General features: G+C 37.9%; 10 protein-coding genes, 7 tRNA genes and 1 other RNA gene. 15 read left to right on the top strand and 3 right to left on the bottom strand.

The genetic code is table 11. The features are described from left to right. Positions 1 to 3: 3 nt before the first annotated feature. The 3 genes from BC781_RS17130 (at position 4) to ilvC (ending at position 3,000) form a co-directional block, all read left to right on the top strand. Entirely contained in the window at positions 4 to 513 is a 510-nt protein-coding gene (locus BC781_RS17130) for a hypothetical protein (protein ID WP_109620033.1), read from the top strand. A 41-nt stretch (positions 514 to 554) separates the two neighbouring features. Then, on the top strand, positions 555 to 1,424 hold the full coding sequence (locus tag BC781_RS17125; RefSeq protein ID WP_109620031.1) for an AraC family transcriptional regulator: 870 nt from the start codon (positions 555 to 557) through the stop codon (positions 1,422 to 1,424). 94 nt (positions 1,425 to 1,518) lie between these two features. Next, positions 1,519 to 3,000 (top strand): ketol-acid reductoisomerase, encoded by a 1,482-nt coding sequence (gene ilvC, locus BC781_RS17120; protein WP_109620029.1) that lies wholly within the window; start codon positions 1,519 to 1,521, stop codon positions 2,998 to 3,000. A 236-nt stretch (positions 3,001 to 3,236) separates the two neighbouring features. Here ilvC and rbfA read toward each other — a convergent pair whose 3' ends face one another. Beyond that, positions 3,237 to 3,629 (bottom strand): 30S ribosome-binding factor RbfA, encoded by a 393-nt coding sequence (gene rbfA / locus BC781_RS17115; RefSeq protein WP_109620027.1) that lies wholly within the window; start codon positions 3,627 to 3,629, stop codon positions 3,237 to 3,239. Between the two features lie 27 nt (positions 3,630 to 3,656). Then, positions 3,657 to 4,436, bottom strand: a complete 780-nt coding sequence (gene truA / locus BC781_RS17110) for a tRNA pseudouridine(38-40) synthase TruA (protein WP_109620025.1) — start codon at positions 4,434 to 4,436, stop codon at positions 3,657 to 3,659. Between the two features lie 907 nt (positions 4,437 to 5,343). Between truA and BC781_RS17105 the strand changes: the two genes are divergently transcribed. The 9 genes from BC781_RS17105 to BC781_RS17065 all read left to right on the top strand — a co-directional run bounded on the left by BC781_RS17105 (position 5,344) and on the right by BC781_RS17065 (position 8,959). Then, positions 5,344 to 5,427: transfer RNA gene (locus tag BC781_RS17105), tRNA-Tyr, on the top strand. Between the two features lie 12 nt (positions 5,428 to 5,439). Continuing rightward, positions 5,440 to 5,512: transfer RNA gene (locus BC781_RS17100), tRNA-Gly, on the top strand. Between the two features lie 30 nt (positions 5,513 to 5,542). Continuing rightward, positions 5,543 to 5,623: transfer RNA gene (locus BC781_RS17095), tRNA-Tyr, on the top strand. Between the two features lie 31 nt (positions 5,624 to 5,654). Then, positions 5,655 to 5,727 (top strand) — tRNA-Gly (locus BC781_RS17090). Between the two features lie 300 nt (positions 5,728 to 6,027). Beyond that, a tRNA-Tyr gene (locus BC781_RS17085) sits at positions 6,028 to 6,108 on the top strand. A 31-nt stretch (positions 6,109 to 6,139) separates the two neighbouring features. Then, positions 6,140 to 6,212: transfer RNA gene (locus BC781_RS17080), tRNA-Gly, on the top strand. Positions 6,213 to 6,240: 28 nt separating this feature from the next. Next, positions 6,241 to 6,312 (top strand) — tRNA-Thr (locus tag BC781_RS17075). A gap of 55 nt (positions 6,313 to 6,367) precedes the next feature. Then, positions 6,368 to 7,546: an elongation factor Tu gene (gene tuf, locus BC781_RS17070; RefSeq protein WP_109620023.1), complete on the top strand. Its 1,179-nt coding sequence runs from the start codon at positions 6,368 to 6,370 to the stop codon at positions 7,544 to 7,546. A 165-nt stretch (positions 7,547 to 7,711) separates the two neighbouring features. Then, on the top strand, positions 7,712 to 8,959 hold the full coding sequence (locus BC781_RS17065; protein WP_109620021.1) for a uracil-xanthine permease family protein: 1,248 nt from the start codon (positions 7,712 to 7,714) through the stop codon (positions 8,957 to 8,959). Between the two features lie 122 nt (positions 8,960 to 9,081). On the opposite strand, the gene BC781_RS17060 is transcribed toward BC781_RS17065, so the two are convergent. Further along, entirely contained in the window at positions 9,082 to 10,698 is a 1,617-nt protein-coding gene (locus tag BC781_RS17060) for an ABC-F family ATP-binding cassette domain-containing protein (RefSeq protein WP_109620018.1), read from the bottom strand. 144 nt (positions 10,699 to 10,842) lie between these two features. Between BC781_RS17060 and ffs the strand changes: the two genes are divergently transcribed. The 3 genes from ffs to BC781_RS17045 all read left to right on the top strand — a co-directional run bounded on the left by ffs (position 10,843) and on the right by BC781_RS17045 (position 12,458). Next, positions 10,843 to 10,937: signal recognition particle sRNA small type (gene ffs, locus BC781_RS17055), an RNA gene on the top strand. A 197-nt stretch (positions 10,938 to 11,134) separates the two neighbouring features. Beyond that, entirely contained in the window at positions 11,135 to 12,043 is a 909-nt protein-coding gene (locus BC781_RS17050; protein WP_109620016.1) for a bile acid:sodium symporter family protein, read from the top strand. Between the two features lie 160 nt (positions 12,044 to 12,203). Further along, positions 12,204 to 12,458, top strand: a complete 255-nt coding sequence (locus BC781_RS17045; protein WP_109620014.1) for a hypothetical protein — start codon at positions 12,204 to 12,206, stop codon at positions 12,456 to 12,458. Positions 12,459 to 12,538: the final 80 nt, after the last annotated feature.

Raw genomic sequence — 12,538 nt, 5'->3', positions numbered from 1 at the left:
AAGGTGCAAAAGCAGAGGTATATAGTTGGTGTTAAAGCCGAAGCGGATTTACAAATTAGTTTGTGGTCAGTTGCTGCTAACAAAGTAGAGCTAATTACAGAAGAAGTTTTAGCATTCCCTAATTACCTCTCAAGATCATTAGCTATTTCTCAGGATTTAGAGGCAAAGGAGAAAGAAACTTTATCAGATAATTTTAGTAATTTTTTATCGAATAGAATTCAATCGTTTTTAATCAGAAATAAGACTGACATAGAAGTAGTTTCTATTTTATCCTCAAATTCCGAGATGCTTCATTTCTCATTAATAGCGAATGAACTTCGTTCTCCTGTAGTTTATTCTCCCAATCCTTCGATTCTTAGTTTAGATGAATTTTTAAAGTTCATGCTATCAATATTAGTAGGAGAGGATGCTAAAGACTTAATAGTAGTTGAACCTTCTCAAAAAGAGCAAAGAAATTTTGATAAAGGGCAGCCTCCTAGAGGATTCCAAGGTTTAATGGGATGTGGAGGTTAAATCTGATAGCGGAAAATACTTAGAGCAGTGTAGTTGAGTGTATGAAAAAAGAGATACCTATATATAGTATAGATCAGTTTAGTTCACACCTTAGTGAAGGTAAGCCGTATCAGGTAGAAGTATTTGATGCCAATCGTCACTTTGAAGTGCAGTATCCTCACCGACATGATTTTTTTGAAGTACTCTTTCTTACTCATGGTTCAGGGCTTCATATTATTGATAATAATGAATACGAAGTAAAACCGCCTTGTATCTTTTTTCTAAGCCCGGGGCAAGCCCACAAAGTAGAATTGTCCAAAGACATAGCAGGCTATATCTTCCTTTTTACAGAGGAATTCTACCTACTTCACAAACAGAATAAGAATAAACTTCTGGAACTTCCATTCTTTTTTAGTGTAAACAGAAAGAATGACCCTTTATATATAAAAGAAAAAGCTGATTTAGATTTTCTAGTCAATTTATTTGAGAGAGGTTGTCAACTTATGTCATATCCAACAGATCAGTTTGAGATAATGAATTCATTGCTAGACCTTGTTTTGAATTACTGTCATCAGCTTTATCCTCAAGAGGTTCAGTCGGATGGGAAGGGTAAAGGACACCTGCTCGTAAAACGATTTCGTCAATTGATCGAGGAAAAGTACCAAGAAAATCCATCAATCCAACAATATGCTGATCTGCTTAATGTATCGCCCAATCATCTTACACAAGTAGTAAAGTCAGTGACAGGAAAGACTTCAAATGATTTGTTGAAAGATCGTAATGTGTTGGAAATAAAGCGTTTGTTACTGCATACTGACATGACAGCTACAGAGATTGCAGATCATTTAAATTATAATGATCAGTCCTATCTAACCAAGTTTTTTAAGAAGACTACGGGTTATACTCCATTGGAGTACCGAAGAAAGCATTGAAAAGTACCTAAATTTCCATATTTTGAACCTGTCATATCGCAGTTCTCTTTCTGATATTTGTATTACACACACAGAAAGATAAAATATTATAGATATGGCAAATTATTTTAACTCACTGCCTCTAAGAGAGCAGCTAAATCAACTAGGTACTTGCGAATTCATGGATCAATCTGAATTTGCAGAAGGCGTACAAGCACTTACAGGTAAAAAAGTAGTTATCGTAGGATGTGGAGCTCAAGGTTTGAACCAAGGTTTGAACATGAGAGACTCTGGTTTAGATGTTTCTTTCGCTCTACGTTCATCAGCTATTGAAGAAAAGAGAGCTTCATGGAAAAATGCTACTGACAATGGTTTTGCAGTAGGTACTTATGAAGAACTTATTCCATCTGCTGATTTAGTTATCAATCTAACTCCAGATAAACAACATTCAAATGTAGTTTCAGCAGTAATGCCACTGATGAAACAAAATTCTGCACTTTCATATTCTCACGGATTCAACATTGTTGAAGAAGGAATGCAAATTCGTGAAGATATCACAGTAATCATGGTCGCGCCAAAATGTCCAGGTACTGAGGTTCGTGAAGAATATAAAAGAGGTTTTGGGGTACCGACTCTCATCGCTGTACACCCAGAAAATGACCCAGAAGGAAAAGGTTGGGATTATGCAAAAGCATATGCTGCTGCTACAGGTGGACACCGCGCAGGTGTATTGAAATCATCATTTGTAGCAGAAGTAAAATCTGACTTGATGGGTGAGCAAACTATTCTTTGTGGTTTGTTACAAACAGGTTCGATCTTGAGCTTTGACAAAATGGTCGAGAAAGGAATCGACGCTGCTTATGCTGCTAAATTGATCCAATACGGTTGGGAAACTGTAACTGAAGCCTTGAAACACGGAGGTATTACAGGTATGATGGATCGCCTTTCTAATCCTGCAAAAATAAAAGCATTCGAACTTGCTGAAGAACTTAAGACAATCATGCGTCCGTTGTTCCAAAAGCATCAAGATGATATCATGAGTGGAGAATTCTCTTCTACAATGATGGCAGATTGGGCTAATGACGATGTGAAACTTCTAACATGGAGAGCTGAAACTGGCGAAACAAACTTCGAAAAAACAGAAGTTACTGCACAAGAAATTTCTGAACAAGAATACTTTGACAACGGACTTTTGATGGTCGCTTTTGTGAAGTCAGGTGTAGAGCTTGCTTTTGAAACTATGGTAGAAGCAGGAATCAAAGATGCATCTGCATATTATGAGTCACTTCATGAAACTCCATTGATCGCTAACACGATTGCTCGTAAGAAACTATTCGAAATGAACCGAGTAATTTCTGATACAGCAGAATACGGATGTTACTTGTTCGATCATGCATGTAAGCCACTTTTGGCTGAGTTTATGACTAAAGTGGATACTGATATCATTGGTAAAGACTTTAATGCAGGAAAAGACAACGGAGTGGATAACCAAAAACTGATTGCTGTAAACGATAGCATCAGAAACCACCCAGTAGAAGCAATTGGTAAAGAATTGCGTTCTGCGATGACAGCTATGAAAGCCATCAACACAAAATAAATATTATCAACATTACTGAAAGACAAACGCAAATACCTTTCTTTCTTGTGTGAAAAAAGCCCCAAACCAATTCTATCCTTGGTTGGGGCTGTCTTTTCAAGTAATACATTCAATTCATTGCATTTTACGACTCTACTTATCGGTGAATAGGTAGAGTTTTTTTATAGGATAAAAGAAAACCCCAACACTCAGTCTGAATAACTAGCGTTGGGGTTTTCTTGCTCTATGAACAAAAATTATTTTTTGTACGTATCGTCGTCTTCATCCTCTTCTGGAGCAGGAGGGATATCTAAGTCTTCAAAAAGCTTATCAACCTGAGCAGATACCTCAAGTGTATCATCGTAATAAAATACCAAATCAGGAATGATACGAGCTTGCTTACGGATACGTTGTGCCAAAGTACTTCTAATTTCTTTCGTCAGCATCTTCACTTCTTGTAGCATCGCCTTGTTGTCTTTTACCATCAAGAAGCTCAAATATACTTTAGCCATAGCAAGGTCTGGTGTTACGCTCACTTGTGTAACCGTAATGAAAGCACCGTTGAACCATTTGTTGGCATTCTGTTGGAAGATCTCTCCAAGATCTTTTTGGATGAGACGAGAGAATTTTTGCTGTCTTTTACTATCCATTATATATTAATGATATCGATTTTATACTTAATAATTTTTTTCGTCTGAAGGTTCTTCTAACCAAATTCCTTCAGGATAATGAACTTCTTGCAAATACAAGCCTTGAGCAGGTACTAAGAATCGTCCATGGACACGTTTCTTTTGTATAATAATAGAACGCATTTCTTCGGCAGTTAGATTGCCTAGCCCTATCTGAAGTAGATTTCCTACTATTATACGTACCATTCCTCTTAAGAATCGGTTTGCTTTTATTCTAAAGATATACTTCCCAGGTTCAGACTCTTTGAAGTAAGCTTCTGTAATATCACATTCAAAGGTTTTTACACTCATCTTGCTCTTACTAAATGCTTCATAGTCTGTAAGCTCCAATAAGACTTTACAAGCCTCATTCATCTTTGGTAAGTCTAATGGCTTCGGACATAAATATTCTTGTCCTGTACCAAAAGGATCTTTAAAAGAAGTAATGTGATAATGGTAAACACGATCTGTAGCCGTAAAACGAGCATGGACGTCAGGCTTAACTTCATGAATACTTTTAATCACTATATCATCTGGCAAAAATACATTTGCCTTGTGTAATAAATCTTTTTTGGAAAAAGGAAGGGGTTTATCCAAATCAAAATGGGCAAACTGTTGCCTACAGTGTACACCTGTATCGGTACGACCACTTCCCATTATTGCAATTTCCGCACGAATAAGCTTACTCAAAACGTAATTTAGCTTTCCTTGTACGGTTTCTCCTTCTGGCTGAATCTGCCATCCATTATAATTAGCCCCATGATAGGCTACCTCAATAAAATACCTCAATCTAACTATGGATTTTTTTAGGGAAGAAAATCAATATTGGTCTGCAAAAATACGGAAGATCAATTGATAAAAGTACTATGGATGTTTTTTTTATGTAGAACATTATCCTTTTAGAGTATAAAAAATATGATTATTGAGTTAATAAATGTCAATAAATAGGTGTTGAGATCTATTTATTGACTGCAGGGACTAAAAAACTATAATCAAGTAGTGATTTGCTAAAGAGCTTTAACAGCCTAATAAAATTTTTTTATATCAATACTCGCTTGAAAATTAAAGTGACTTAAATACACTTATAGAATATAATTTGGTGTTAGAGCTGATTGTTGTAGTGAATAATTCAAGGATGAAGCTAAAAGTTGATATTTGTCACTTTAAAGGGGTGATCAATCCATATTTCTATTATAAACGTATCATATACCTTTGTTATCAAGATATGAGACGAGAGCTTCAATACACAAGATTGAGGCTGCTAGTTATAGATCGCATAGTTTGTTGTTGTGTATGAAAAGCCTTGAGGATTTTGCCTTAAGGCTTTTTTGTTTGCTCTACTTTTTAAATGAATCAAGAAATATGGAGCCTATTAGAAGAAAAATATTTCTACAAGTTCTTATACAAACATCAACTCACAACTAAAAAATGAGTCAATAGATATGAAATCTATTGTAAATAGATTTTAAAGAAGAAAGGGGGAGAAAATAATGAAAGGCGATCAAATAGCTTAAATCATCAGAATAGCTTTTAAGTAATGAAAAAATAATGAAATTTTTCTCGCTTAAAATGAGACTGTTGCAAGAAAGTGTCTAAAAAACTTTGTAGAAAGCTTTGCAGATTAGCTCCGACCCTATACCTTTGCACTCGCAATTCGGGAATGACGCACAGCGCTTCAGAAACGAAATATTGCTCTGGGGAGGTTCCAGAGCGGTCAAATGGGACGGACTGTAAATCCGTTGCTTCGGCTTCGCAGGTTCGAATCCTGCCCTCCCCACCAAATAAACGCCAAGCGGGCGTAGCTCAGTTGGTAGAGCGGCAGCCTTCCAAGCTGCAGGTCGCGGGTTCGAGCCTCGTCGCCCGCTCAAGTTTATTGAAGAATATATAAATGCTTTGGGGAGGTTCCAGAGCGGTCAAATGGGACGGACTGTAAATCCGTTGCTTCGGCTTCGCAGGTTCGAATCCTGCCCTCCCCACGAAATTTTAAGTGAAAACTTAAAACGTCAAGCGGGCGTAGCTCAGTTGGTAGAGCGGCAGCCTTCCAAGCTGCAGGTCGCGGGTTCGAGCCTCGTCGCCCGCTCATCATAAAAAGAAAGCCTATCCCAAAAGGATTGGCTTTTTTTTATAAATAATATTCGATAAATGTGCATATTTAACTACTTCGGAATTTTCTTTGAAAAAGAACTATTCGAGAAAAGTTAAATGTTAGAAGGTAAGGACTTTTGAGTGCCATTTTAGATCTGTAATATTTCCGTAAAATCAAGCGGGAATGAAAAAAAATCTAAAATTGAGCTAAAAGTTTGAACTTTTTAAAATTCAATATACATTTGCACTCCGAATCCCTCTCCAAAGGTACTTGGAGTGGGTTTTGAAAAACTCTGGGGAGGTTCCAGAGCGGTCAAATGGGACGGACTGTAAATCCGTTGCTTCGGCTTCGCAGGTTCGAATCCTGCCCTCCCCACATTTATATAAGAAACGCTTATATATAATAAGCGGGCGTAGCTCAGTTGGTAGAGCGGCAGCCTTCCAAGCTGCAGGTCGCGGGTTCGAGCCTCGTCGCCCGCTCTGATTCGAACGGAGATCTTTTCCATAAGCTGACGTAGCTCAGGGGTAGAGCACTTCCTTGGTAAGGAAGAGGTCGTGGGTTCAAATCCCATCGTTAGCTCGATCATCTAAGTTCGAATCTTCATTCATTCACTTAAATCTAATATTTTCAGAAGATGGCTAAAGAAACCTTTGACCGCTCGAAACCGCACTTGAACATCGGTACTATCGGTCACGTTGACCACGGTAAGACTACTTTGACTGCTGCGATTTCATCAGTATTGGCTTCAAAAGGTCTTGCAGAGCAAAGAGATTTCTCTACAATTGACAATGCTCCAGAAGAAAAAGAGCGTGGTATTACTATCAACACTTCTCACGTTGAGTACCAAACTGAAAACCGTCACTATGCACACGTTGACTGTCCAGGTCACGCCGATTACGTGAAAAACATGGTAACTGGTGCTGCTCAGATGGACGGTGCTATCCTAGTAGTTGCTGCTACTGACGGATGTATGCCTCAAACTAAAGAGCACATCCTTTTGGCTCGTCAGGTTGGTGTACCTAAGATTGTTGTTTTCTTGAACAAAGCCGATATGGTTGATGACGAGGAAATGCTAGAGCTAGTTGAAATGGAAGTTGCTGAAGAGCTTGAAGATAAAGGCTACGATGACTGTCCAATCATTAAAGGTTCTGCTCTTGGTGCATTGAACGGTGAAGAGAAGTGGGTAGAAACTGTAATGGAGCTTATGAACAACGTTGATGAGCACATTCCACTTCCTGAGCGTGATGTAGATAAAGACTTCTTGATGCCAGTTGAGGACGTATTCTCAATTACTGGTCGTGGTACTGTTGCTACAGGACGTATCGAGAAAGGTGTTGCTAACACTGGTGACGAAGTTCAAATCTTGGGTCTTGGTGGTGAGTTGAAATCAACTATCACTGGAGTTGAGATGTTCCGTAAGATCCTAGATAGAGGTGAGGCTGGTGATAACGTAGGTCTACTTCTTCGTGGTATCGACAAAGAGCAAATCAAGCGTGGTATGGTAATCTGTAAACCAGGTTCTGTAACTCCTCACAAACAATTCAAAGGTGAGATCTACGTACTTTCTAAAGAAGAAGGTGGACGTCACACTCCATTCTTCAAAGGTTACAACCCTCAGTTCTACTTCCGTACAACTGACGTAACAGGTACTATCTCTCTTCCTGACGGAGTTGAAATGGTAATGCCAGGTGATAACATCACTATTACTGTTGATCTTCTTAAGGAAATTGCAATGGAAGTTGGTCTTCGTTTTGCAATCCGTGAAGGTGGTAGAACAGTTGGTGCTGGTCAGGTTACTGAAATCCTTGACTAATCATATTCCAATTGAATATATAAGACGCTCAGCCGAAAGGTTGAGCGTTTTTTTTATGCCTAATTTTTTTGCCTAAATCTTATTAAGAATTGCTTACGTTTTTTTCACGTATTTTTGCATCTGGTTACAAAAAGTAACACTTGATTCTAACAAATACTTAACTTCATGACTAAGGATACAACCTCACTAAGCAATCCTAAAAAGCTTGCGTTGGGCGTACAATTTATGTTTGTAGCATTTGGAGCTACAGTACTCGTTCCTCTTCTTACAGGTATTGACCCTGCAGTAGCCCTCTTTACGGCTGGTATTGGTACACTTCTTTTTCATTTGATTACTAAAGGCAATGTTCCTGTTTTCTTAGGCAGTAGCTTTGCCTTTATTGCTCCTATACAAAAGGGTGCTGAACTATACGGAATGTCTGGAGCCATGGCAGGTATTATAGCTGTTGGTGCTGTTTATACCGTAATGTCTGCTGTGATTCGTTTTGGAGGTTCAAAAATTATTGAGAAACTCTTCCCTCCTGTAGTTGTGGGACCTGTAATTATGGTTATTGGTCTAGGATTAGCTCCTGTAGGAGTTGGTATGGCAAAGGATAACTGGGTAATGGCACTTGTGGCACTTTTTTCAGCTATGATTAGTGTTTTGTATGGAAAAGGATTCTTGAAGCTTGTACCTGTATTTATCGGTATTGTCGTAGGGTTCTTGTACGGACTTGTTACGGGTAATGTTGATTTTACTCCTGTGGTAGAAGCTGCTTGGTTCCAATTGCCAAAATTTGTGATGCCTACATTCGACTTGAATGCTATTTGGTTTATGCTTCCTGTGGCTGTAGCTCCATTGATTGAACACATCGGGGATATGCATGCAATTAGTGCTGTAGCAAAGAAAGATTTTGTGAAAAAGCCAGGGCTTCACCGTACATTGTTAGGTGATGGTATTGCAACTATGTTTGCTGGGTTTATGGGAGGACCTCCAAATACTACATATTCTGAAGTAACAGGAGCGATTTCATTGACTAAAATGACAAATCCTGCTATCCTTCGTATTTCAGCTGTTACGGCTATTCTATTCTCACTTTGTGGGAAATTGAGTGCTTTCTTGAAAGTCATCCCTACACCTGTATTGGGTGGTATCATGCTTTTATTATTCCAAATGATTGCTACTGTAGGTATCAAGACTTTGGCTGATAAAAAAGGTTTGATGAGTAGTACAAGAAATCAGATCATTGTAGGTATGATCTTGACTGCTGGTATTGGTGGTGCTGTTTTAGAAATTGGAGAAACTCACCTTTCTGGTATTGGATTGGCAAGTATTGTAGGTATTGTTCTAAACCTAATCCTTCCAGAACCAAGAGAAGAGAAGGAAGAAAGAATGAAAGAAGAGAAAAAAGAAGAAGCAGCTGTAATTGCTTAATTTCTTTTTCAGAATATAAAATGAAGTCACTCAGCATTCGTTGGGTGACTTTTTTATTAGTACAAAAAAAAAGACTTTCCCATTGCTGAGAAAGTCTCTATATTTTATTAAAACTCTAAAGCTTAGCTATACATTTCTGCACGTTGCTTTTGAATTTCTTCATCTCTCAAGTAAGTATCGAAGTCTACTAGTTTATCGATAATTCCGTTTGGAGTAATCTCGATAATACGGTTCGCTACTGTTTGCAAGATTTGGTGGTCATGAGAAGCTAAAAGCATTGTACCAGGGTAAGCCTCTAAAGCTTTGTTCAATGCTTGAATAGATTCCAAGTCCAAGTGGTTAGTAGGTTCGTCTAATAGCATGAAGTTAGGTTCTTCCAACATCAATTTAGAGAACATACATCTTACTTTTTCACCCCCAGAAAGAACTGAAGACTTCTTCAACGACTCTTCACCAGAGAATAACATTTTACCCAAGAATCCACGGATAAATGCTTCGTCTTTCTCTTTTGGAGAATATTGACGTAACCAGTCAACCAAGTTCAAGTCATTTGTGAAGTACTCCGTATTGTCGTTTGGCAGATACGAGTTCTTAATTGTAACACCCCACTCAAACTCACCTGAAGCTGGTTTCATTTCACCTGCTAAAGTTTTGAAGAATGTAGTGATTGCTAAACTGTCTTTAGAAACAACCGCAATTTTATCTCCTCTAAGTACGTTCAAGTCGATGTTACCGAAAAGCTTTTTACCGTCAGCTTCAGCACTTAGGTTATGTACATGAAGAATTTGATCTCCAGCTTCACGCTCTTGGTTAATGATGATACCAGGATAACGACGGCTTGAAGGCTTAATCTCATCCAAGTTGATTTTATCCAAAAGCTTCTTACGAGAAGTTGCCTGCTTAGATTTTGAAGCGTTGGCAGAGAAACGAGCCACGAATTGCTCCAATTCTTTTTTCTTCTCTTCTGCTTTCTTGTTTTGTTGAGCTCTCTGTCTTGAAGCTAATTGACTAGACTCATACCAGAATGAGTAGTTACCTGTGAATAGGTTCAATTTAGCGTAGTCAATATCTACGATTTGTGTACAAACCGTATCTAAGAAGTGACGGTCGTGAGAGACAACGATTACAGTGTTCTTGAAATCAAGCAAGAAGTCTTCCAACCACATGATTGTATGTGCATCCAAGTCGTTGGTAGGCTCATCAAGAATCAAGATGTCTGGGTTACCAAATAGTGCTTGTGCCAAAAGCACACGTACTTTCTGGCTACCATTAAGTTCACTTACTAAGCTGTAGTGATAATCTTCATGAATACCCAAACCACTCAATAATGCCGCAGCATCACTTTCAGCGTTCCAGCCATCCATCTCTGCAAATTCAGCTTCTAGTTCAGAGGCTTTAATACCATCTTCTTCAGAAAAATCTGGTTTTGCATAGATCGCATCCTTTTCTTTCATGATGCCATACAGTTGCTTGTGTCCCATAATTACTGTATCCAATACAGTAAATTCGTCGAACGCAAAGTGGTTCTGACTCAAAACAGCCATACGAGCACCCGGAGAGATATCAACCGAACCTGTATTAGGATCAATTTCGCCTGAAAGGATTTTTAGGAAAGTGGATTTCCCGGCTCCATTGGCTCCGATTACTCCATAACAGTTACCTGACGTGAATTTTATATTTACCTCATCGAAAAGTGTTCTTTTGCCGTAGCTTAAAGAAACATTGGTGGTTGAGATCATTTTTTACCTTTTAATTTGATTATGAGTAGAATATGACTTTTTCTAGAAAATACTCCCCTTTACAAGGGAATGATGCAAATGTACAAAAAATCATTTTTTTTAGGAAAGGTATTGTTTTATTAAAAATATTACCTACATTTGTACCCGCAAGCTGATACGATCAGCTCCTATTAAATCCCCCAGGTGCGGAAGCAAGCAAGGGTAGATAGTTGAGCAGATGCGTTATCAGCTTGTTTTTTTATACCCTCCTTCCAAATTGTATAATCCTAAGATTTCTTAATAGACAGAAACATCAGTGATGAAGAATAATAATCTTCACGACTGAAGGAATTTTTCTGTGTCTTTCTCAAATATTAGGATAGCCCTCCAATAATCTCTAAATTATTCGATTGTCAGAATTAGATAACATCAAAAACTAACTTAACTTTTTACATTTATGGAAAAGAGCTTTTTATCAGAGGTCTTCTTACCTCTATCACTCTTTATCATTATGCTAGGGATGGGACTGTCCTTAGTTCCGTCAGATTTTAGGAGAGTATTAGTCTATCCAAAGGCTGTACTCATCGGAATGCTCAATCAGATGGTTTTATTACCGCTAATTGGCTTTGGACTAGCCATTGCTTTTAATCTTCCAGCAGCATTGGCTGTAGGTTTGGTATTATTGGCGGTTTGTCCTGGAGGAGTAACATCTAATCTTTTCTCACATCTTTCAAAAGGAGATACAGCACTATCCATCACGCTTACGGCAATTAGTAGTATCATGACTATTTTCACGATTCCGTTGGTGATGAATTTCGCATTGGATTATTTCCAATTGGTTGAAGGAGGTAAAGTAATTGAAATGGATATCCCTAAGACTTTATTACAGCTTGTTGTGATTACGATCGTGCCTGTAAGCTTAGGAATGGTCATCCGAAATTATAAAGCCGAATTTGCGCTTAAAATGGAGAAACCTGTCAAAATTCTTTCAGCAGCCTTTCTAGCTTTGATCGTAATTGGGCTTTTGGTGAAGGAAAGAGAAAATGTACTGGGTTTCTTCCAACAGGTAGGGCTTTCAGCTTTGATTCTAAATGCAGGGACAATGTTCTTAGGTTTTGCGATTGCTTTTTTATTCAAGTTAAGCCGTAAGCAATCTGTGACAATTTCCATTGAAACAGGAATTCAGAATGGAACAATGGCTATTGTGATTGCAACTTCTATTTTGAATAGCTCAGAAATGGCAATTACACCAGCAGTTTACAGTTTGATTATGTTTGCGACCGGAGCTGTTGCCGTTTTCTTATTTAATAAAGGAAGAAATACAGATGATGTAGTTGCTGAAGAAAAATCAGAGGCTGTACTCTAAGTGAACGTTTCTACATTGAATAAAAAATAAACCCAATTCTTATGTACTTCTTTATAAGGGAAATAAGAATTGGGTTCTTTCATTTTTTAGTTTGATGATTAAACTTAATTAGCTATCTTATTTTTGGTAAGACAATCTTCTAACTATAAAGTTATTATGTATGGGATTCCAAGATAGCGCAGTCAAGTCCTTAGAACGGAACAGAAGTATTGGGCATAGTATAAGCTACTTTGAAAGAGATCATGGGAAAGCTAAAAGAAGAAAATCATTGCTCTCTGAACAAAAAGCTGACCCGAAAAGACTTAAAGAAATTAGACGAAAGATTCTTTTTAAAAATAGATTGCAAGTAGTACTCTACATTGGGATAAGCTTTGCTCTTGCTATGGTTTTCTACAGTTATGTATTAAGTCTATAGTTTGATTTTTTATTGTGAAAAATAAAGCCTTCAGATTCTGATATGCTAAAAGAATCTGAAGGCTTTATATTTTTAGAAAG

This window comes from Sediminitomix flava (assembly GCF_003149185.1).
In the GTDB taxonomy this organism is placed as follows: domain Bacteria; phylum Bacteroidota; class Bacteroidia; order Cytophagales; family Flammeovirgaceae; genus Sediminitomix; species Sediminitomix flava.
Note: the sequence above shows the minus strand (reverse complement) of the source record. Positions and strands in the feature narration are given on the sequence as shown.